The following is a 21,595-nucleotide window of genomic DNA, read 5'->3' on the forward strand; positions in this document are numbered from 1 at the left end:
AAATTAGATTATGTCAAGAGTAAAAAGAGGTGTAACAGCACGTGCACGTCATAAGAAAGTTTTAAAGCAAGCAAAAGGTTACTACGGTGCTCGCTCAAGAGTATATAGAGTAGCTAAACAAGCTGTAATTAAAGCAGGTCAATATGCTTATAGAGATCGTAAAGTTAAGAAAAGAACATTTAGATCTTTATGGATTGTTCGTATTAATGCTGCGGCAAGACAGTATGATATGAGCTATAGCCAATTAATTAATGGCTTGAATAAAGCTGGTGTTGAGTTGGATAGAAAAGCTTTAGCTGAACTAGCAGTATATAACAAAGATGCTTTTGCTATTGTAGTTGAAAAAGCAAAAGCTGCGTTAGCTTAGTTCTGGGTTTATATATTTATTATCTGAATTAGCTTTTTTCTATAGTAATCCTATTTTGTGAATTCTCATTATTTAACTTTTTTAAAAAGGTTTTTTTTACTACTGTTTCTTGTAGGAGGGTTAGTTTTATTTTTTTTATTTAATGGGTCTAAATATTCTTCTTTCAATGAGCTTGTAGGTATATATAAAAATTTTAAAAGTTATGTAGATCTTCACTTCACAAAAGCTATTTTCATGTTTGGATGTATTTATGTATTAACAGTTTTTTTCTCTATACCAATAAAACCAGCTTTGAAAATGTTAGCAGGCTTGTTTTTTGGCTTGTTTTTTGGTTTTTGTGTATCTATAGTATCTGCCACAACTGGTGGTATGTTAGCTTTTATGTTTATAAAATATAATTGGGGAGAAGTCTCTAATAGCTCTAAATATAAACTAATATCTAGATTTAAGGATATGGTGGAGAGTCATCCTATTATGGTATTATTTTTAGCAAGATTGTTACCTATACCGTTTTTCGTGCCAAATATTTTAGCTGGAATCTTAAAAGTTAAAAATAGTATTTTCTTTTTTACCACTTTGCTAGGTATTGTTCCAATTACATTTATATATGTATGGATTGGTACCAATTTTAGCCAGAAGCTTACTAATAATGAAAGTTTTTTAGACAAAGAGCTTGTATTGGCTCTGAGTATTTTAGCAGTATTGACAGTGGTGCCATTTATAGTTAAAAAAATTGTTAGAAAATAAATACTATTGGTAGATAATGTAACGATATGAGTTTGAGTACTAGAAAATTTCAACCTTTCCATCTTTTTTGGCCATAATAACAGTATCAGCAGGCTTTAACGCAAAAATACCATTAGTGACAATTCCTGTTATTTGATTTAATTCAGTTTCTAATTTTAGAGGGTTATCAATTTTTAGGTTATGTACATCTAAGATTATATTGCCATTATCTGTAATAGTTTGCTCCCTGTAGACCGGCTGGCCACCAAGTTTTACTATTTCTCTAGCCACATAGCTTCTAGCCATGGGTATTACTTCTATTGGTAGAGGAAAGTTACCTAAAATATCAACTTTTTTTGACTCATCTATAATACATACGAATTTTTTTGCAGCAGCGACACATATTTTTTCACGTGTTAAAGCAGCCCCCCCACCTTTGATAAGCTCTTTATGGGCATTACACTCATCAGCACCATCTATATATAAATCAATGTTCCCAGCATAATTAAGGTCTACCACATCAAAGCCTAACTTTTTTAACCTTTCAGTAGAATCTTCAGAACTTGATACGACACTTGTAATCTTATCTTTATAATTAACAAGTTCTTCTATAAGGAATCTAACCGTACTACCTGTACCAATACCTAGAGTTATATTTGGAGTGATTAATTTGGCAGCTTCAATAGCAACAAGCTTTTTTAACTCGTCTTGATTATTTTTTTTATTAAAGAACATGTTAAAACTTTCTCTTATTAAAAACTTTGTTGAATATTATACCTATTGTTATGTAGATAATCATAAAAATCACAGCTATTAACGTTTGTAATATTACTGATTTGCACACAAAGCTATAGCCAGCTACTGTATATAAACAAACAAAAGGAATAACGATCCTTAGCATAATATTAAACATAGGAGATAGTTTTGTGTTTGTATGTTTTAGGATCTCGTAACTAAGTTTTTGTGCATCATAAATCCAACCGATGATAAAAACTTCAAAAAGGAAAATAAATACTATAAGAAGATCAAGGGCAAACATTTTTGAAAAACTAACATGTGTGAAGCCTTGAGAGATCAAGCTTATAGTAATTAGTAAAGGAATTATGCTAATTGCTACTTTAATATAGAATTTGTTAGTTATTTTGGTAATGTAGACTAAAATTGAAATCATTACAATTAAATTAAATAGAATAAAAGTAGTTTCAAGCAAAATGTAAACGATAAAAGAATTTTGCTTTATTAAGCTAAAGAGAGTGATTAGACACACTTCATCCATGGATTGTAGAAAAATACCATAGTTTCCTAAAGTAGCGTATATAGACATACAAATTACTAAAGAAAATGTAATATTGCAAAACAGACTGCTAAAAGAAATAACTTTTAAATTATTAAAACTATTATCAAGAGTGTTTAGAATATTTTTATAAAGTGCTAGTGAAATAAAGTTACTTAATATAGCGTAAACTAAAGCCATTACTAGCATGTTGCTTAAGGTGTTTATTTGGCTATCTGCAGTATTGAAGTTTTTAAATTCAATTAAGCTATATGGTGAGGTGTATATAACTATTAAAACAGTGGTTATAACTAGAATTAAGCCCACAAAAGCTAAAGCTTTGAAAAACCTTTTAATATGGTTTTTTGTCTTTAAAGCTAGAACTAATAGTATTGTTATATAGATAAATGTAATACCTAACGCTGCCAAGTTTAAGCTTGTACTAACATCTAAAGTATTTGTGTAAACGCTGCTGATAAGATCTGATAGGTATGTAACTGTATTGAAAAGTATTAGTGTCAGCAATATAATTACAGTACCTGTAAATAAAATACTAATAGACCTAAACTTTGAGCTACCAATGACATATTTTACTAGACTAGAGTATGTATTAATTTCTGGATGAAATTTGCTTATATAAAAAGCAACCAAATTCATTGTATAAGATAAAAGTATAGAAAATATAATATAAGCATAAAAAAACTCAAGTCCATTATATTTTAAAACAGTTGTAAAAAAGCCAAAGCTAAAGCAAGTTGCTGTTGAAATGAATCCTACTAGAAGGGAAGCGTATGTTTGTTTTATGTTCATTTACCTAACCTATAAATTAGTTTCTAGTTGCACAGTAGTTACCGCGAAATGTAATATTTTTTATTATTTTGGTATTTTTATCAATAGAAACCCAAGTAGTACACTTAAGAGCACCAAACTGTACAAATTGAGGATCTCTATTAGCCATAACTAAACTGTTAACGGCTGAACCAGCTAGAGCTGGAGTTTCTGGGTTAACAGCTGTGCGTATGTAGACATACGTTTGGATATTTGGATTAGGAGCAACGCTTATTACATTTTCAGGGTAACCAAATACTTTCATATATTGATCAATGTTTTTGCCAATCCAGGCTTTTTGCTGGTCTATGTATTTTTGTCTAGTAGCACAAGAAAAAAGACTTATAATAAATAACAATAGGAGGGTTATTTTAAAAGTATGTTTAAACATTTAAACTCCTTATTTTATAAAACCAGTTTTTTTCATGTATATTGTTAGCAAAGATATTGCTGCAGGAGTGATTCCTGGAATACGTGAAGCTTCTCCTAACGTGGTTGGCTTTTGTTCAGTAAGTTTTTGCAAGACTTCATTTGATAATCCTTTGACTTGAGAATAATCAAACTCTACTGGAATGTTCTTTTGTTCAAAAATCGATAATTTAGCAATATCTTTGTTTTGGCGTTCTATATAGCCAGAGTATTTAGCAGATATCTCAATTTGTTCAATTATAGCTTCATCGCTTAGATTTAAATTCAATTCAGGTATTTGTTGTAACTTTTTATAATCCAACTCGGGGCGTTTTAAAAGATCAAAAAGCGTACTTTCTCTGGTCATCTTTTTTTCAAGGAATTTTTCTAAATCACGTGCTTTTTGTGTTTGTGGTCCTATCCATGTATTTTGCATAAAGTTTATCTGTTCATTGATAGTGTTTTTCTTATCAATAAAAGTTTTTTGATCTTCATTATTTAGTAAACTTAATTGGCAAGCTATATCTGATAAACGTAAGTCAGCATTATCTTCACGCAATATTAGTCTATATTCAGCACGTGAAGTAAACATTCTATAAGGCTCTTTAGTACCTTTAGTTATAAGATCATCAATAAGTACACCAATATAACTATTAGCACGAGTAGGGTACCATGCTTTATCATTATCAATACTTATAGCAGCATTTATACCAGCAACTAAACCTTGAGCGCCAGCTTCTTCGTATCCAGTAGTACCATTTATTTGACCAGCAAAATATAAGTTTTTAATAAATTTAGTCTCTAACGTTGGTTTAAGATCACGAGGATCAAAAAAATCATACTCTATAGCGTACCCTGGACGCATAATAAAAGCATTTTCAAAACCTTTTATAGAGCGGATATATTCACATTGCACCTCAAATGGTAAGCTAGTAGATAAACCATTTGGATATAGTTCAATGCTCTCTAAACCTTCAGGTTCTACAAATATTTGGTGTCTTTCTTTTTCTGCAAATCTGACTACCTTGTCTTCGATAGAGGGGCAATATCTAGGCCCTATGCCTTCTATCAGCCCACCATACATGGCTGATTTATCAAGGTTATTTGTGATTATTTCATGAGTCTTTTGGTTTGTATAAGTTATATAGCATGGTATTTGCTGTGGATGTTGTATTTTTCCTTTAGAAAAAAAAGAAAAATAAGGAGTAGGAGTATCACCATGCTGAACATCCATAACACTAAAATCAACACTTCTTTTGTCAATACGCGGAGGAGTACCAGTTTTAAGTCTATCTACCCTAAATGGTAGTGCTCTAAGACGAGCAGCTAAAGCGTTAGCCGGTTGGTCGCCTGCACGCCCGCCTGATTTTGATACTTTACCAATATGAATTTTCCCGCCTAAGAATGTACCAACCGTTAAAACCACTTTTTTAGACTTAAATGTGATGCCAGTTTTAGTTATAACTCCAGAAATAATGTCATTATTTATCACAACATCATCTACAGAATCTTGAAATATATCAAGGTTTTCTTGATTTGTAACAAGGGTGTTTATAGCTTGTTTATAGAGAACTCTATCTGCTTGGGCACGTGTTGCTCTAACAGCAGGACCTTTACGTGAGTTAAGAATTCTAAACTGGATCCCTGCCATATCAATAGCTTTTGCCATGATGCCACCCATAGCATCTATTTCTTTAACCAAGTGACCCTTACCAATTCCACCGATAGCGGGGTTACAAGACATCTGTCCTATAGTGTCTATATTATGGGTTAGAAGTAGTGTTTTTGCTCCTATACGAGCAGATGCAGTAGCAGCTTCAACACCAGCATGACCGCCACCAACAACTATTACATCATAAGTAGTTTTATAAATCATTTTATAAGAAAAATAGTAATATTCATATCGTCTAGATTCTACTACATTTTTATGTGAAAATAACCATTCTAGTAATATTAATTAAAATGCTTTTGCAATATAATCTATAGCAAGGTGATAAGGGTTGTATTTTGAGGTTTAAACCAGTAAATGTTAAAGGTTAGTGAGATTTACCATAAATATATTGATCAAGACCCTATAAAAATTTTTCAAGATGGAGCTATCAAGTCTGCAATTATATTTTTTACGTTTTTGATAATAGCTGCAACTTTTAATTTTGATAAAAATTTAATTATTATCACGATTTTATTTATAGCAAATTTAGCAGCTAGCGTACTAATTGGTAATATAGAAGTAAAAAGAAAAGCATTTTTCTGGTACATAGTAAGTGCAATTTTTATTTTAAACATATCACCATATGTGCATAATGTTTTTGAAGATAACTTTATGCTGATTATAACTGTGGTCTTTTTGGGGTTTTGGGTGCGTGGATTAGGGGATACATTTACTATTTTCCCAATCATGATTGTAGTAATGGCATGTATCTGTTTTATTAGGTTTCCTCTGGCTAGGTACAATCATTTAAGTTTTACTCTAGCAGCATTATTAGTGGGAGTTGCTTTTTATATTTTACTTATTAGTCGTTATAAGCTTATTAATTCAGGTGGCATTGAAAAAATTGTTAGGGAGTTTTTTAATATTTCCGTAAAAAGCTATTTAGATACATTTGAGAAAGCAAAGTATAGAAGATTTACTCAAACTAGAGTTTTAGAGGTAAGCCATAGTAAGTTTAATAATATAATTTCATTACAGTCTCATGGGCTTATGTTTATGCGTAAGAACACTCAAGATAACTGGCGTTATTTTTGTCATAATTTAATACTATTTAATAGATTAGCAGCTAAATTTATACTGACTTATAAAAAAATAAGTTTAGGCTATATACGGCTAGGTTTTAAGGATGCTTCTGAAGCTCAGGTTTTAGCAGAAAGTTTGGAAAAAATTTTTAAACAAACTCTAGCTTTATTACTCCAATTCCAACAAGAACCTAATACTTTAGAAGAGAAGAAAAAAGAAATTGATTACCTAAAGTATAAACTTGAGATTGCTTACATTGAAAAGTATCAAAAAGACCGTCAAAAAAGGAAATTGCTTTTTGATAGTATATTGCTTTTAGATGATATATTTACTAGTTTAGAAAATATCAAAGAGGCTTATTATGATCTTATTTAAAAATAGACTTATAGATAAGCTTTCTGATACAACTTTATTGGCATATAGGGTTTTAATAGCAGCCTCATTGGGTTTGGTTGTGAGCTATGGGGTTTTTAGTTTTACTGGAGAGCATGGGTTTAAGGATAGAATCTATTGGGTTGTAATTGCAGTTATAAGTGTTGCAGCAAGTACTAGCACTAGCGTTATATACACCAGGGCGAAAGCTATTATTATATTTTCTATCCTTGGAACGTCATTAGGATCAGTTTTACTATTAGTTACCCAGAAGATTATGATAAATAACAGTATGGCTAGTTTTATAACTATAGCTGTATTTTGTGGTTTGGCTTTGACATTGTACATTTACACTATGTTTTTAAATTATGCTACAAGCGTATTTTTTATACATATATACTTGGTTATGTTTTTTGGTTTGTTTGTTGGCTGGGATCATGAACTCTTTATTGTAAGAATAGTAAGTGTAGCTATCGGTACAGTTTGTATTGTGCTTGTTACATTTTTGACTAGAGGTAAAAAGTTTTTGAATATTTTTACCAAAGAAATGTATATAACTTATGGGGAATTTAAGAAAATACTCAATAATGTTGACAGAAATGTTCCAAACCGAAAATTAATTTTTTTAGTTGAAAAAAACATACAACTCAGTGAAATGCTTGTGAATGCTAAATATGAATTTTCGTCTAATAAAAGATACTACGAGTATAAAAAAATGATATTGCTTATGGACGAACTTTTAATAAATTTGAAAACTTATCGAGCTTTATTTATTGAGCAAAAGAAACATAATAACGAGCTATATGCCGATTTGGTAGAGTATACCAATAGCCAGCTCAAAAAGAATTTTGAAAAACTAACAATTAGGTATGATAGAATTCTAATACAAAAAGATTAATCAAGTTTATAAACTTTTGCAGTTACTAATATGATTCTTCTGTAGCGTATTAAATGATAACTATCTGTTTTCTTTTTATAATAAGCTCTTGTACAGGTGACTTACTTTTTGTATCTATTTTCTTAACGAAATCAAGATATTTAGAACTAACTGGTTCGACACAATTAACAAACTTATCAGGTCCAGCTTGGATGTCATCTTTACTAAAGCAACTATAAAGCGCGTGGATCAAAGGTATGTACTTTAAATTCCCATCATATTGCCAATCAAACTTGAAACTTTTTAACACATGAAGTAGAGACAGGTTTATCAAGGTAAATAGAGAATAAGGTTCAGATTTAATAGCACGAAATGTATGCTTTTCATTGCCTATGTTATTGTCTTTAAAGCAAGAGACTAAATAACTATCTACTTCTTCTAGATCTCTCGCTTCTCGGGTAACGCATCGCATTAACTCAGCTGCTCTTCTTAGACCAGTATCACCATGATGTCCTAATTTAAATTTCTCTGCATCCTCCCTATATTCTACTGCATCTTTATTTATATTTCGCATTTCCCATAAAGCGTTATATCTCATTATCCCTTCAATAATACAATCTATTAACTTATCACTTATTACATTATAATCTACGTTAATAATTTGTTGCGGTTGAATTACAGGTTGTTGAATTACAGGTTGTTGAATTACAGGTTGTTGAATTACAGGTTGTTGAATTACAGGTTGTTGAATTACAGGTTGTTGAATTACAGGTTGTTGAATTACAGGTTGTTGAATTACAGGTGGCTTAAACATGTTCGCTCCTGATAACAAAAATGGTCGATTAAGCTGAAGAAGTTTGAACGAAGGAGGTGTAGTATATGTAAACTTTACACCATCTAGCATCGGCTCGCTATTTCCAGACAGAAGAGGCTCATTATTTATGAGTTTATATTGTTGTATGATTGGCGAAGTAATCTCGTTCATAACTGAAAGCAATACATATGCGCCGCCTAAGGTGCCTTGTTGTTGAATCTCATTCTTGTAAACATTTGCTACCTGTGTAGAGTAATCACAAGGCTTTTGAACTAAACCTGCCATTTCAATAGGTATCACTTTATAATTACCAAAGCTAGAAACCTCATTGTTATCTAACTGATATAACATTCGTACCCATACAACTCTTGCATTCACAGGTTGATTATTATTTAATCTAGTGGAGTAGTGTGGTACTTCATTAAGAGTTTTGGCAATCTCATAGCAATACATTTCTCCATTATACTCAAATTGATAAGTGTCTATATCTATATCTTGGTTAAGCACATCATGTCGCGATCTCCTTTTGCCTATATGTCCTGCTCTTAGTGCGTCGCCAAATAAGTTGTGATAGTTTTGTAGGTAAGACATATTAACTAGTTTTCCTTTGTAACCCTTCTGGATAGCAATACTTCCTACTTTAGAAAAATTTTCATGTCCTGACTTTGGTATTGGTAGTACATTAGCATCCTTTAGAGGTCGTGAAAACTTGCGTTCAGCCGCATATTCTTGAGCTATTCCAGGTCGTTGATTATTATTGTGTGTTGCCACTAAATAATCGAAGAGCCTAAAATTAGAATACTTCACTGTATATATATCCAGGAATAAATTATTGATGTTTTTGACTAGTTTTTTTGTAAAAAAATCATCAAATTCCTTATCTAGTTCTGGAGCTACCATACACTCAAAGACATATCCTGATCCTCGATAATCTGGGCCACCCTCATCACCTTTTTGCCATGATCCATCTTCTCTAAACCCTGTAAAAGCCCGCCAACAACTTTCTGATTTCGACCTATACCAAATTCTAAGACGCTCAAAATTATTATACTTAAAGCGGCCTAAAATAATTTTATAGCCATCCTGAGGTTGTAGTAAAATACATTGTACGTCAAACGAGCATGCTCTTAACTTGATTTGCCCTAAGGTTGGTAGTTTGTTTTCCCACCAGTCAGTTATATAACTCATATCTTTCATCTTCACTTTATTTGGTTTAACCATTATAGGTTATTTAATAAATCCATAACCGTATTAAGATTATAGTTATTGCTATTTATATAATATAGTAAAAACTTTGTAATTAGTAGGAGTGTTTATTTGACAAAAGATGTTAAATTTTAATACCTATTTTGATTAAAAAAGTATCAATAATATAATATTTACTACAGTATGTTTGTGAATTTAAAAAGATTTGTAGTTGGAAGTTAAACTGATAGTTATAGTATTTATTATCTCATCTGTTGTGATGTTTTTAACCATCATAAGATAAAAGTTTTCTATTTAGTATTACATATAGTAAATATGGTGTAATTAATAATATTTATTTAGTGGTTTTTAGGGTTGTATCAATAGGTTTTTAAAGTGCAAAAAGCATCATAAAGATTGTGCCTGACCTGGGTAACTAAGTTATCTTAAGGTTATTTAACTAAGAAGAATTAGGTTTCGGATAATCGAATCTAGCTACATATTCAATGAGTACAGTAAGTAGAACAAAAAACTTTGAAAAACTAACAATTAGGTATGATAGAATTTTAATACAGAAAGATTAATTAAATTTGTATTTGAATCTTAACATGTATAATAATCAAACATTTCTATTTTATGACTTAGAAACCAGTGGAATTAATAACTCTTTTGATCAGATTTTGCAGTTTGCAGCTGTTAGAACTGACCTTAACTTTAATAAAATTGAGAGGTTTAACTTTTTTGTAAAATTAAATCCTGACACTACACCATCTCCAACAGCTACGATAACACATCATATATCTATAGCTCAAGCCAATTCACAGGGCGTATCAGAATATCAGGCTGTTAGAAAAATCCATAAAATAATTAATACACCAGAAACCATTAGCATAGGTTATAATACCCTTGGATTTGATGATGAGTTTTTAAGGTTCGCTTTTTTTAAGAATATGTTACCTCCCTATACTCATCAGTACAAAAATGGCTGCTTTAGGGCGGATTTGTTTCCAATAGTTGCTTGTTATCATTTATTTTTTAATGAAGCTTTAGAGTGGCCTGAAACTGTAGATAAAGAAGGTGATAAAAAAGTTTCTCTAAAACTTGAGAATTTAAATACTGTAAATAATTTGTATAGTGAGGGTCGAGCTCACGATGCTATTACAGATGTTTTAGTAACGGTTGAATTAGCAAAAAAACTCAAAAAAGCTAATCCTAAAATGTGGCAGTTTTTACTAGATAGATTTAATAAGCAAAACGACGAGCAAGTTTTGAATCAGCTTGATATTGGTGTTAGTATAAATAATACGCATTACAAGCAGGCTATAGCTATAAGTGGTGCTTTTGGCTATAGCAGTAATTTCATGTCAGCTATTTTGGATTTAGGCCAGCATCGGCACTACAAAAACCAAGAAATTTTTCTACGTTTAGATAATTATTTGTTTAGTGATTTTATAGAGGAGTTTGGTAGTTTAGAGGCTGAACATTGGAGATTAACTATTGCTAAAAAGTGGGGAGATATACCAGTTATTCTACCAGCTAAAACTCGCTTTGTTGGCAAGTTACCGCAGCAAAGGCTAGATCTTATAAAAGCAAATAAAGAGTTTATAAAGGATAATCCTGAGATTTTAGTTAGTTTTGTTGAGTATGTTTTAGAGTATAAGTATCCGGAAATAGAAAATATCGATAGTGATGCAGCTATATATCAAAGTGATTTTATGACTACTGCTGATGAGAAGGGTTGTGATAAGTTTCATAGTTTAGCTGTTACACAAAAAGCACAAATGTTAAATCAGTTACCTAAAAGTTATTATGATAGAGCTGTACGAATAATTGGTAGGTTGGATTTTTCTAAGTTACCAGAGAAAGCTCAATATGAGTTTCAAAAGTATTTAAATAAAATAGTGAGTTTAGAAAAAGAGGAACTTTTAGTAGATCATAAAGCTCGTAAAAGAGTAACTTTGGAAGAGATTTATAAAGAAATAGAACATTTAAGAGAAACACAAGGGCTGACAGAAGAACAACATTCTTTATTATATGAGTTAGAGGAGTATCTTTTTTAAATGGCTAAGTTTAATTTAGTTACTAAATATAGCCCCAGTGGAGATCAGCCCAAAGCAATTAAGTCGCTAGTTGAGGGTGTTAATAATGGTTTACAGCATCAAGTTTTACTTGGTGTAACAGGCTCTGGTAAAACTTATACTATGGCAAATGTAATTAATCAAACACAGAAACCATGTCTAATTTTAGCTCATAATAAAACTTTAGCTGCACAACTATATTCAGAGATGAAACAATATTTTCCAGATAGTGCCGTTGAGTATTTTGTCTCATACTATGATTATTACCAACCAGAAGCATATGTTGCTGCATCAGATACATATATTGAAAAAGACTCTTCTGTAAATGAGCATATTGAACAAATGCGCTTATCCGCAACTAAAGCTATATTAGAGCGTAGCGATGTAATTATAGTTGCTACAGTGTCTGCAATTTATGGTTTAGGCGATCCTGAACAATACATGCAAATGCTTTTGCACTTAAAGGTTGGTGAAACTTTGGATATAAAAAAGGCACAAACTAAATTGGTAGAAATGCAATATTCGCGTAATGATATGGACTTTAGTCGAGGTAGCTTTCGTGTGCGTGGTGAGATACTAGATATTTTTCCAGCAGATTCTGAAAAAGATGCTATCCGAGTAGAATTTTTTGATGATGAGATAGAAGCAATAAGTATAATAGACTCTTTAACCTCAAAAAAAATTAAACCTTTACATAGAGCAACAATATTTCCAAGTACTCACTATGTGGCTTCAAAAGAGCGTAAAGATATAGTTATAGAAGAAATTAAAAAAGAATTAAAAGAAAGAGTTAAATATTTTGAACAAGAGGGTAAATTACTTGAAGCTCAAAGGATAGAGCAAAGAACAAAATATGATATCGAGATGATTCAAGAGCTAGGCTACTGTACTGGTATTGAAAATTATTCTAGATTGCTATCTGGACGTGATCCAGGAGACCCGCCGCCAACACTTTTGGACTATTTACCAGAAAATGCTCTTGTAATAGTTGATGAGTCTCACGTGACATTGCCACAGTTTGGAGGTATGCAAAAAGGTGATTTTTCACGTAAGTCAAACTTAGTAAATTATGGTTTTAGGCTTCCATCAGCGTTGGATAATCGCCCACTAAAATTTAATGAGTTTGAGAAACTACTTCCACAAACAATTTATGTATCAGCAACGCCAGCAACTTATGAGTTAGAGAGATCTCAAAATACAGTTGAGCAAGTGATTCGTCCAACAGGACTGTTAGATCCGGAAGTTTTTGTACGACCAGTGGCAATTCAAGTTGAAGATGCTTTATCTGAGATAAATAAGGCTGTAGCTAGTAATGAAAGAGTTTTGATAACTACATTGACTAAAAAAATGGCAGAGAATTTGACAGAGTATTTGTCAGAACATAACGTCAATGTGAGGTATTTGCATTCAGATATTGATACTGTGGAGCGGGTGCAAATTATCCATGATTTACGTCAAGGGATATTTGATGTGCTAGTAGGTATTAATCTTTTAAGAGAAGGATTAGATATGCCTGAAGTTGGTATATTACTTATTTTTGATGCTGATAAAGAAGGATTTTTACGTTCAGAAAAGTCTCTTATACAAACCATAGGTAGAGTTGCAAGAAATGAAAATGGTCGAGCAATACTATATGCAGACATTGTAACTAAGTCTATGAAAAAGGCTATGGATGAAACGTTACGTAGACGTAAGCTACAAGATGAGTATAATAAAAAGAACAACATTATCCCTAGAACGATCATAAAAAATATAGATGATATGTTAGATAGCTCTCCAGAAAGGCAGAAGCGAGAATATAAAAATAACAGCAGGATAAGTGTTGATGATGTTGATGTTTCGGCTATACTAGGTATAACTGAAGCTAGTAAAATTATAAAAGCTTTAGAAAAACGTATGAAAGCTCATGCAAAAGAGCTTGAGTTTGAGCAGGCTACTTTAATTAGAGACAAAATACTTAAAATAAAGCAGAGATTTATAGAGTTATGAATAATATATTATTGATGGATTATGGCAATAGAGAATAAATTAAAAAAGGATCGGCTTTTTTTACGCTTTACTTGGGTAAGATTTAAAAATTATTGGTTTAGAGCACGCAAAAGTTTATATGCCTCAATTATATTGTGTGGTTTTATTGTAGGAGTTAATTTATACCTTGGCAATATAGATTTTGTAAACCAATCATTACAGATAGCAGTAACACTTGCTTTTATACTATTTATATTTTTTTTCTTAATAACAAAAGATAATAATCCTGTAGATATCATAATATCAGGTGCCAAAGGGGAATCAGTAGTATTAAATGAGTTAAAAAAATTAGATAGTAACTATGTACTTTTTAATAGAATAGTTTTACCAGATGATAAATCTACGATAGGCAATAGAGAGTTAGATTTTCTTGTTATATCTAGAAAAGCGATATATATAGTAGAGGTTAAAAATAATCGAGGTTATATTAAGGTCGAAAATATGGCAGAGAGATGGCAAGTGGAAAAAATCTCGCAAAATAACAAAACTTATGCAAAAACTATTAAAAACCCGATTAGGCAAACTTTTGCACAGAAAAAAGTTCTACAAACCTATCTTTATAATCAAAGAATTTATATAAAAGGTATCCCTGTAGTTACTGTTGTAATATTTGCTAATCCAGAAGTGCAGTTAAGTGATAATTTTATCGCAGAAGATGCTAATCAAGCAGTTTTATCTTTAGAAAATTTATTACCTTTTATTAACGCAAAAGAACAATATCTTGAAAAAATGCCAACTCGCTCACGTAGAAAAATTATCAAAAAGCTTGAGAAAAAATAAATGATTAACAATAGACCAATAGGGGTTTTTGATTCTGGGATAGGGGGTTTAACAGTTGTTAGAAGCCTTATGGATATGCTGCCAAATGAAAATATAATCTATTTTGGGGATATTGCAAGAATCCCTTATGGCACAAAATCTCGGGCAACTATTCAAAGATTTGCAGCTCAAACAGCTAAGTTTCTAATTGATCAAGAAGTTAAGGCTATTGTTATTGCTTGTAATACTATTTCTGCTATCGCTAAAGATACTGTGAAACAAATAGCTGGTGATATACCAGTTATAGATATAATAAGTGCAGGTGTAAGTTTAGTAGCAGACTTAAGTAATGTTGGTGTAATAGCTACACCTGCTACGATAAATAGTAACGCTTATGCGTTAGAGATTCATAAGCTTAATCCTAAGGCTGAAGTTTACTCTAAAGCCTGTGGCCTATTTGTGCCAATGATTGAGGAGGGTTTTATAAATGGTGAAATTGTAACTTTAGTAGCTAAACAGTATCTAGAGTATTTTCATGATAAATCTCTAGAGGTTTTGATACTTGGTTGTACGCATTATCCTATTATCAAAGACAATATTGCTATTGAATTGAACCCTGTAAAACTTATAGATCCTTCGCTACAGGCTAGCAAAATGCTTGAAGATTCGTTAAAACAAAATAACTTGCTAAACCAAAAGCAATCTAAGCCAGAATATAAATTTTATGTGACTGATATACCTATAAAATTTAAAGCTATAGGTGAGATGTTTTTACAAACTCAAATGGAGCATTTAGAGATAGTTAACCTTGATGGCTATTAACAATTTTGCTAAATTTGTAGTTTCTTTTTCACTAGCTGAACAGTTGCTAAACGCAAATGTGCTTTAAAAAACAATCGTAAACATAAAAATTCGCAGCTTTTTTATTGTGTACAGGATTAATGTCTAAAACTTCACGTTTACTGTTTTTGTCTTTTTTCTATTTGTGGTAATATTTCTATTGAAGGTATGTAAGTTTTCTTTTTATGGGTAAGTAATGAAAAATAATAAATTTTATCAAAATATTCGTTTAGCTATCTTTGATGTTGATGGCGTTATGACTGATGGAAAAATAATATTGTCAAATGATGGTAACGAAACAAAGTTATTTGACGTTAAAGATGGCTTAGGTTTGGTTTTGTTACAAAAAGTTGGTATAAAAATAGCAATAATTACTGGTAAGGAATCACAAATAGTTATTAACAGGTTTACAAGCTTGGGTGTTGATATAGAGGATATATTTCAAGGACAAAAAAATAAAGTTAGTGCCTACCAGACCTTAAAGGAAAAGTATCAGCTAGATGACTGTAACGTAGCTTATATGGGTGATGATCTTCCTGATATAGTCCTTATGAAGCAAGTTGGTATTTCAGCAGCACCATCAAACTGTATAGATTTAGTTAAAAACTACTCTGATTACGTTTGTCAGAATAAGGGTGGCACTGGCGCTGTTAGAGAGTTTTGTGAATATATATTAAAGCATCTTGGTTGCTACAATGAGGTTATTGAAAATTACATTGAAAATGGTGGCATGAAATAGAAATATGAAGTTTTTTACTAAATATTCGCTGCTTGTTAATGTGTTTGCGATAGTGATTGTGGTTTTTAGTACAATATTTATTTATTCTGAAGCAGTTCAGGGCGGTAGCGATCCTAAAAAATTTTCACCTTCAAGTAGCGTTGAATTAACAGCATTTAACTTTCATTATAATAATTATAACGATGATGGTAAACTAACTACAAATTTTATTACTGAAAAACTAGAACAATATGTCAATCAAGATATTAAAATGACCAATTTAATAGAAACTAGTTATGATGAGAAAACAGGCGATGAGACTTGGAGAGTAAAAGCGCCTAAAGGTTTTTCACAGAAAAAAGATAATAATGAGTTGATACATTTATTTGACGGAGTTAATGCTATTTTGTTTACAAAAAATCAGCAAGCAGATTCAGGGGAAAGTTCTGCTAAACAGACACCAGATGCAGATGGTAAATATCTACCAAAGAAAATATATATAAAATCATCAGAAATGTACTATGATACAGAAACACATGATTATTATAATGATAAATTTGTCAAAGTGTATGATCCTGACACGGAAAATAATACCACAGGTATAGGAATAGTTGGAAACTCAGATACTAAGGTTATTAATTTTAAGAAAGACGTAAGGAGTTACTATGCGTCAAGCTAGGATCGTACTAGTAGCTCTAGGAGTTTTAGGTATTTTCTTGTCTGGTTATAGTGATTCTTCTAGCTCAGCAGATAATGGTTTACATTCAAGTTCTAATCAAAATATACCTTTTCAAGAAGGTGGCGTAGCAGTAGCAGATGAAAAAGAAGATACAAGTGCTGATAATATTCTCAAAGAATATGGTCCTCTTACAATATGTGCTGATAAAGCTACCTACGATAGCAATAAAGAAACTCTTACATATTATGGAGATGTTTTTGTAATCCAAATTCATAATAAGCACATTTTATGTAAGAAGCCTAAAACTACCAAAGCTACCAAAACAAATATGGTTTATTTTACTAGGAATAAATCAATTCCTTTTAAAGAATTACAACAACAATGGTTTGAGCAAGCAAAAGAGCTATGTGAAGATGAGCAGGGGTGTAATTTCATATCAGGTCAAAAACTTGTTATGGAACTAGATAAAAATCGTAAAGTTCAAACTCTTACTATGGAATCAATGGATGGTGAATTATCTCAATTTTATACCTTCCCAACTAATTCAGATCAAGCTTACCAAAAAAGTAAAAAGCTAACCAAAGGACCACTAAATGGGGTAGCTAGAAAGATTATTTATAACATCGTTAAAAAGAATCTTGAGCTTTTTGAAAATGCTGTAATTAACCAGAATGAAAACCACTATAAGGGTAGAGAAATTAATTATGATATGGAGCATGATCTTGTAGCTATTCCTGGTAGTAAAGATAGACGTTCTAAAATAATCTTAGATGGTGTTCAGAGTGAAACTAAGATTGATACAGGGTTAAAACCTATTAGTGAATATAACAAGAATAAAAAAGTCAGTAGTGGTAGTACAGTTAAAACTTCTAGTTTTGACGATTCAGAAAATATTCTGTCATAAGCAGAAGGATATGAGATTAGGAATGGAAAAATATACTTTAGAAGCTAAAAGATTAGGTAAAAAGTACGGCTCAAGGTGGGTTGTAAATAACGTTTCAATGAAAGTTTCAACAGGTGAAATTGTAGGTTTGTTGGGACCAAATGGTGCTGGTAAAACAACATCTTTTTATATGATAGTTGGTCTTGTATCTGCAACTCGTGGCAAAGTTCGTATGGGTAAAGAAGATGTCACTAAGATGCCTATCCATCTACGTGCAAGAAAAGGGCTTGGCTACTTACCACAAGAGGCATCTGTTTTTAGGAAGCTTAGTGTTGAGGATAATATAGTAGCTATCCTTGAAACAAGAAAAGAGCTGACAAGAGATCAGATTAATGAAAATTTGAATTCTCTTTTGGATGAATTCAGTATTCAGCATATTCGTAAAAGCTTAGGTATGAGTCTCTCTGGAGGTGAAAGAAGACGTGTTGAGATAGCTAGAGCTTTAGCTATGGATCCGAAATTTATTCTGTTGGATGAACCATTTGCTGGTGTTGATCCTGTTTCAGTGATTGAAATTAAGGAAGTTATCAGACATCTAAAAGATAGAGGTATAGGAGTACTTATAACTGATCATAACGTACGAGAGACATTAGATATTTGTGAACGAGCTTATATTGTAAATGCTGGGAATATGCTAGCATCAGGTACGCCAGAGGAAGTGCTAGCAGATGAAACTGTAAGAAAAGTATATTTAGGAGAAGATTTTAAACTATAGATAAAAATGGTAAAAGAAATAGATACTTCTAAATCAAAAGTGATTTGCGTCGGTAGAAATTATGTAGAACATATCCAAGAATTAAATAATGAGATTCCAGATAATCCTGTTATTTTTATAAAGCCAAATTCTAGCTTAGCTAGATCATTAAAACTACTTTCTGGTAGAGAGTTACACTACGAATGTGAAATAGTATTTGCTTTTGATGGTAAATCTCAAATTAAAGCAGTAGGGCTGGGATTAGATATAACTGATAGAAATTTGCAGTCAAAACTTAAATCAAAAGGCCTACCTTGGGAGTTGGCTAAAAGTTTTGATGGTAGTGCAGTGATTAGTGATTTTGTGGAAATTGGAGCGCTAGATATTCCTTTTTTAAGTTTTAAGGCATACAAAAATAATCAACTAATCCAAGAGGGTAGTTATGATTTAATGATTTATAAACCAAATCAGGTAATTAACTTTCTAAAGGATAATAACATTTCTATATGTAAAAATGATTTACTTATGACTGGTACACCTAAAGGTGTTGGAATTATAAATTATAACGATAAATTTAAGTTAGAACTATTTTGTAAAGATAGCATTATTCTAGAGACATTTTTTAAATAAAAATACGGTGGTAAAATGTGGGCAATTGTTGGTAGTAGTGGATTTGAAAGTTTCGATAGTTTTGAGATTATAGAAGAGTTATCTAGAGAAACTCCTTTTGGTTTGTGCTCAAATGGATTATTTAAAGTAAAAATAGACAAGCAAGAAGCTTTATTTTTAAACAGAACAGGGCTTGAGCAAAATATTTTACCACATCAAATTAACTATAAAGCTAATATCTATGCACTAAAAAAATATGGTGCAACCTCTATAATAGCGCTTTCTTCGGTGAGAAGTTTAAGAGATGAGTTAAAGCCAGGAGATATGGTAATTCCATACCAATTTATAGATAGAACAAAATCTTTACGTGATTTTACATTTTGTGATCAAGGTTTACTTAATTATGTTTCTCTTTCAAGGCCAATAACTGAAAGCATAGCCGAAGAAATTAGAGAAAGAAAAGCAGATTTTGATTTTACTATACATTTCAAGCAAAGCTATGTTTGTATAGAAGGGCCTCAGTTTCCAACAATTATAGATGCTAAATGTTTTCAAAGTATGGGTGGTGGTGTAATAGGTATGACAGCTTACCCAGAGTTTGCATTAGCAAGAGAGGCTGGTTTAAATTATATTTGTTGTAATTTCATAGTTGATTATGTTCCTTGGTCTTATGACGTTAGGAATGAATATAACGTTTTAGAAATAAGACAAACAAATAACACAAAAGCTGAAAGTATAATTAAATGGTTGGTTAAAAACTTATCTTTTTATTCTGAAAATGATTGTCATGAGCTTGGAATAGCTAGATATTTATCTACTCCTTTAGATACACTGCCTCCAAACAAAAGGGCTTGGCTAAAAGTTATTGCTAAAGATAACTCTAAACATGAAAAAGCTCTTGAAGCCGAAATTTTTAAGAAAGTTCCTGATTTGTATGGTGGAATCAAAACAATACCTGCCAAAATGCAAGATCTACTAACTTTCATAAGTAAATATGATAGAGATGGAAATCGTAGAGACATTGAATCAACGAGAAAGGCAGCAGCTTCACTTAACTTATATAGTTACCAAAAGCTAGAAGTTAAGAAAGTAGAGGATCTACAAATTACTCATAACGATGGACATAATATACCAGTTAGGCTCTATAACCCTGATCCTAGTAAAAAACTTCAGGTAATAGTATTTTCACATGGAGGCGGGTTTGTTTCAGGAACTTTGGACTCTTTTGATGCATTTTGTAGAAAGGTTGCAATAACTACAAATAGGGTGGTTTTTTCTGTAGACTATAGACTTGCTCCTGAACATAAGTTTCCAGCAGGGCTAAATGATGTAGAATTTATTGCTGAGTATGTTTACAACCAGGCAAAAAATTTTGGAGTTTCTAAAAAAGAATTTACACTAATGGGTGATAGTGCAGGAGCTAATTTATCTATCCTTGCAACTTATAACTTATTAAAAGATAATAAAATCAAAATTGCTAATAATATTATTTTGTATCCATCTGTTGATTTATCACATATGCCAACTAAATCGTTAGAAGATTTCGCTAGTGGTTATATACTAACTAAAGCCAAAACCATGTGGTATTCAGAGTTATATGTACCAGATAATGTTGATAAACAGTCTCCTAAAATATCGCCATTTTATATCAAAAAATTAGAAGGTATGCCACGCACTTTAGTTATAACAGCTGGGTTTGATCCACTAAAAGATGAAGGTCTACTTTTTGCAGAGAGACTTATACGACACAATGTAGAAGTACAGCATTACCATTTTGATAGTTTGGTACATGGGTTTATTAACTTTTCAAAGCTTATTCCAAATGAGATGGATATTTTACATACAAGAATAACTAAATTTCTTAAATAAAAAATGAAGAATTATGTTTTACAAATTGAATACTTTGGAAAAAATTATTGTGGTTGGCAACGACAATCTCATTCATCAAGTATACAAGAGGAACTAGAAAAAGCCTTATCAAAGGTAGCTAACCACAATATAGAAACTATATGTGCTGGTCGGACTGATACGGGGGTTCATGCAAGCTCGCAAGTTGTTAATTTTTTATCTAATGCAGATAGATCTCTACAGGCTTGGCAACGAGGAGTAAATGCATTGTTACCTCAAGATATAAAAGTTTTGCAGATAAAAGAAGCTGAAGTAGATTTTAATGCGAGATTTTCAGCTATAAATAGGACTTATAATTATGTGATTTATAATGCTCCTATAAGCTCCCCATTGTTTACCGAGCACACTTTATGGGAAAATAGACCTTTAGATATACAAAAAATGAATCAAGCTTGTAAATACTTACTTGGTGAGCAAGATTTTAGTTCATTTAGGTCTTCTCAGTGTCAATCAAATACAGCTTTTAGAAATATTAAAAAGGCAGAGTTTGTAAAATTTGGTAATTTTATAATTTTTGAAGTAATAGGAAATGCTTTTTTGCATCACATGATTAGAAATTTGGTAGGGTCTTTAATCAAGGTTGGATTAAGCTTTAGAAATCCAAGTTGGATAAATGATTTGTTAATAGCTAAAGATCGTACTCAAGCAGGGCAAACAGCTAAAGCTCAAGGACTTTATTTTGTTGGGGTTGAGTATCCGGAATTTAGGTTTAATCGTTCTGTTTTAGATATGTTTTGTGTATAGATTTTTACAAT

At 31.5% G+C, this 21,595-nt stretch carries 20 protein-coding genes; 15 read left to right on the forward strand and 5 right to left on the reverse strand.

Translation table 11 applies throughout. The features are described from left to right. The first annotated feature begins 10 nt into the window (after positions 1 to 10). Together rplT and FRA_RS02765 are read left to right on the forward strand one after the other, a co-directional pair. Positions 11 to 367: a 50S ribosomal protein L20 gene (gene rplT / locus FRA_RS02760; protein WP_035718651.1), complete on the forward strand. Its 357-nt coding sequence runs from the start codon at positions 11 to 13 to the stop codon at positions 365 to 367. Between the two features lie 102 nt (positions 368 to 469). Further along, positions 470 to 1,114, forward strand: coding sequence for a TVP38/TMEM64 family protein (locus FRA_RS02765; protein ID WP_035718832.1), 645 nt, complete (start codon positions 470 to 472; stop codon positions 1,112 to 1,114). A gap of 39 nt (positions 1,115 to 1,153) precedes the next feature. Here the strand turns inward: FRA_RS02765 and rpiA are convergent, their stop codons facing one another. From rpiA to mnmG, 4 genes are read right to left on the reverse strand one after another with little or no spacing between them, the layout of a single operon-like run. Continuing rightward, a complete protein-coding gene (rpiA, locus tag FRA_RS02770) occupies positions 1,154 to 1,828 on the reverse strand; it encodes a ribose-5-phosphate isomerase RpiA (RefSeq protein WP_035718653.1) in 675 nt (224 codons plus the stop codon). 1 nt (position 1,829) lies between these two features. After that, the gene (locus FRA_RS02775; protein ID WP_035718656.1) at positions 1,830 to 3,176 is read right to left on the reverse strand and encodes a hypothetical protein; all 1,347 of its coding nucleotides are present in this window, start codon (positions 3,174 to 3,176) and stop codon (positions 1,830 to 1,832) included. 16 nt (positions 3,177 to 3,192) lie between these two features. Continuing rightward, complete coding sequence (locus FRA_RS02780) at positions 3,193 to 3,585, reverse strand: hypothetical protein (protein ID WP_035718658.1); 393 nt, start codon at positions 3,583 to 3,585, stop codon at positions 3,193 to 3,195. Positions 3,586 to 3,594: 9 nt separating this feature from the next. Further along, complete coding sequence (mnmG, locus tag FRA_RS02785; RefSeq protein ID WP_035718659.1) at positions 3,595 to 5,478, reverse strand: tRNA uridine-5-carboxymethylaminomethyl(34) synthesis enzyme MnmG; 1,884 nt, start codon at positions 5,476 to 5,478, stop codon at positions 3,595 to 3,597. Positions 5,479 to 5,628: 150 nt separating this feature from the next. Here mnmG and FRA_RS02790 point away from each other — a divergent pair, with 150 nt between their 5' ends. Together FRA_RS02790 and FRA_RS02795 are read left to right on the forward strand one after the other, a co-directional pair. Continuing rightward, positions 5,629 to 6,711, forward strand: a complete 1,083-nt coding sequence (locus tag FRA_RS02790) for a hypothetical protein (protein ID WP_035718661.1) — start codon at positions 5,629 to 5,631, stop codon at positions 6,709 to 6,711. Beyond that, positions 6,698 to 7,606 (forward strand): FUSC family protein, encoded by a 909-nt coding sequence (locus FRA_RS02795; protein ID WP_035718663.1) that lies wholly within the window; start codon positions 6,698 to 6,700, stop codon positions 7,604 to 7,606. Before FRA_RS02790 ends, FRA_RS02795 begins: the two co-directional genes overlap by 14 nt. Before the next feature lie 49 nt (positions 7,607 to 7,655). Here FRA_RS02795 and FRA_RS02800 read toward each other — a convergent pair whose 3' ends face one another. Then, a complete protein-coding gene (locus tag FRA_RS02800; protein WP_464110837.1) occupies positions 7,656 to 9,587 on the reverse strand; it encodes a hypothetical protein in 1,932 nt (643 codons plus the stop codon). 605 nt (positions 9,588 to 10,192) lie between these two features. On the opposite strand from FRA_RS02800, the gene FRA_RS02805 reads away from it, so the two are divergent. From FRA_RS02805 to truA, 11 genes are all read left to right on the forward strand, one after another. Next, complete coding sequence (locus FRA_RS02805; RefSeq protein ID WP_035718669.1) at positions 10,193 to 11,644, forward strand: exodeoxyribonuclease I; 1,452 nt, start codon at positions 10,193 to 10,195, stop codon at positions 11,642 to 11,644. Then, positions 11,645 to 13,651, forward strand: coding sequence for an excinuclease ABC subunit UvrB (uvrB, locus tag FRA_RS02810; RefSeq protein WP_035718673.1), 2,007 nt, complete (start codon positions 11,645 to 11,647; stop codon positions 13,649 to 13,651). Between the two features lie 21 nt (positions 13,652 to 13,672). Then, on the forward strand, positions 13,673 to 14,470 hold the full coding sequence (locus FRA_RS02815; protein ID WP_035718675.1) for a nuclease-related domain-containing protein: 798 nt from the start codon (positions 13,673 to 13,675) through the stop codon (positions 14,468 to 14,470). After that, positions 14,471 to 15,271, forward strand: a complete 801-nt coding sequence (murI, locus tag FRA_RS02820; RefSeq protein WP_035718677.1) for a glutamate racemase — start codon at positions 14,471 to 14,473, stop codon at positions 15,269 to 15,271. Positions 15,272 to 15,485: 214 nt separating this feature from the next. Beyond that, positions 15,486 to 16,028: a KdsC family phosphatase gene (locus FRA_RS02825; RefSeq protein WP_035718679.1), complete on the forward strand. Its 543-nt coding sequence runs from the start codon at positions 15,486 to 15,488 to the stop codon at positions 16,026 to 16,028. A 4-nt stretch (positions 16,029 to 16,032) separates the two neighbouring features. Continuing rightward, positions 16,033 to 16,686 (forward strand): LPS export ABC transporter periplasmic protein LptC, encoded by a 654-nt coding sequence (gene lptC, locus FRA_RS02830; RefSeq protein ID WP_035718682.1) that lies wholly within the window; start codon positions 16,033 to 16,035, stop codon positions 16,684 to 16,686. Further along, positions 16,673 to 17,590: an LptA/OstA family protein gene (locus tag FRA_RS02835; RefSeq protein WP_035718683.1), complete on the forward strand. Its 918-nt coding sequence runs from the start codon at positions 16,673 to 16,675 to the stop codon at positions 17,588 to 17,590. The genes lptC and FRA_RS02835 overlap by 14 nt, the downstream gene beginning before the upstream one ends. A gap of 22 nt (positions 17,591 to 17,612) precedes the next feature. Next, positions 17,613 to 18,344 carry an LPS export ABC transporter ATP-binding protein gene (gene lptB / locus FRA_RS02840; RefSeq protein ID WP_035718833.1) on the forward strand — a complete coding sequence of 244 codons (732 nt, stop codon included), beginning with the start codon at positions 17,613 to 17,615 and terminating at the stop codon, positions 18,342 to 18,344. Between the two features lie 6 nt (positions 18,345 to 18,350). Further along, positions 18,351 to 18,953: a fumarylacetoacetate hydrolase family protein gene (locus FRA_RS02845; RefSeq protein WP_035718685.1), complete on the forward strand. Its 603-nt coding sequence runs from the start codon at positions 18,351 to 18,353 to the stop codon at positions 18,951 to 18,953. A gap of 15 nt (positions 18,954 to 18,968) precedes the next feature. Beyond that, positions 18,969 to 20,801, forward strand: coding sequence for an alpha/beta hydrolase fold domain-containing protein (locus tag FRA_RS02850; protein ID WP_035718688.1), 1,833 nt, complete (start codon positions 18,969 to 18,971; stop codon positions 20,799 to 20,801). A 3-nt stretch (positions 20,802 to 20,804) separates the two neighbouring features. After that, positions 20,805 to 21,584 (forward strand): tRNA pseudouridine(38-40) synthase TruA, encoded by a 780-nt coding sequence (truA, locus tag FRA_RS02855; protein ID WP_035718690.1) that lies wholly within the window; start codon positions 20,805 to 20,807, stop codon positions 21,582 to 21,584. Positions 21,585 to 21,595 lie beyond the last annotated feature (11 nt).

The organism is Allofrancisella heilbronnii, assembly GCF_000710735.2.
In the GTDB taxonomy this organism is placed as follows: Bacteria; Pseudomonadota; Gammaproteobacteria; order Francisellales; family Francisellaceae; genus Francisella; species Francisella frigidaquae.

Bases quoted from the DNA above. Each gene is read 5' to 3' on its own strand.
- lptC (WP_035718682.1), top strand. From the start codon at position 16,033: ATGAAGTTTTTTACTAAATATTCGCTGCTTGTTAATGTGTTTGCGATA.
- truA (WP_035718690.1), top strand. From the start codon at position 20,805: ATGAAGAATTATGTTTTACAAATTGAATACTTTGGAAAAAATTATTGT.
- FRA_RS02850 (WP_035718688.1), top strand. From the start codon at position 18,969: ATGTGGGCAATTGTTGGTAGTAGTGGATTTGAAAGTTTCGATAGTTTT.
- FRA_RS02800 (WP_464110837.1), bottom strand. From the start codon at position 9,587: ATGAGTTATATAACTGACTGGTGGGAAAACAAACTACCAACCTTAGGG.
- murI (WP_035718677.1), top strand. From the start codon at position 14,471: ATGATTAACAATAGACCAATAGGGGTTTTTGATTCTGGGATAGGGGGT.
- FRA_RS02825 (WP_035718679.1), top strand. From the start codon at position 15,486: ATGAAAAATAATAAATTTTATCAAAATATTCGTTTAGCTATCTTTGAT.
- FRA_RS02775 (WP_035718656.1), bottom strand. From the start codon at position 3,176: ATGAACATAAAACAAACATACGCTTCCCTTCTAGTAGGATTCATTTCA.
- FRA_RS02795 (WP_035718663.1), top strand. From the start codon at position 6,698: ATGATCTTATTTAAAAATAGACTTATAGATAAGCTTTCTGATACAACT.
- rplT (WP_035718651.1), top strand. From the start codon at position 11: ATGTCAAGAGTAAAAAGAGGTGTAACAGCACGTGCACGTCATAAGAAA.
- lptB (WP_035718833.1), top strand. From the start codon at position 17,613: ATGGAAAAATATACTTTAGAAGCTAAAAGATTAGGTAAAAAGTACGGC.
- FRA_RS02780 (WP_035718658.1), bottom strand. From the start codon at position 3,585: ATGTTTAAACATACTTTTAAAATAACCCTCCTATTGTTATTTATTATA.
- mnmG (WP_035718659.1), bottom strand. From the start codon at position 5,478: ATGATTTATAAAACTACTTATGATGTAATAGTTGTTGGTGGCGGTCAT.
- FRA_RS02790 (WP_035718661.1), top strand. From the start codon at position 5,629: ATGTTAAAGGTTAGTGAGATTTACCATAAATATATTGATCAAGACCCT.
- rpiA (WP_035718653.1), bottom strand. From the start codon at position 1,828: ATGTTCTTTAATAAAAAAAATAATCAAGACGAGTTAAAAAAGCTTGTT.
- FRA_RS02805 (WP_035718669.1), top strand. From the start codon at position 10,193: ATGTATAATAATCAAACATTTCTATTTTATGACTTAGAAACCAGTGGA.
- FRA_RS02845 (WP_035718685.1), top strand. From the start codon at position 18,351: ATGGTAAAAGAAATAGATACTTCTAAATCAAAAGTGATTTGCGTCGGT.
- FRA_RS02815 (WP_035718675.1), top strand. From the start codon at position 13,673: ATGGCAATAGAGAATAAATTAAAAAAGGATCGGCTTTTTTTACGCTTT.
- uvrB (WP_035718673.1), top strand. From the start codon at position 11,645: ATGGCTAAGTTTAATTTAGTTACTAAATATAGCCCCAGTGGAGATCAG.
- FRA_RS02835 (WP_035718683.1), top strand. From the start codon at position 16,673: ATGCGTCAAGCTAGGATCGTACTAGTAGCTCTAGGAGTTTTAGGTATT.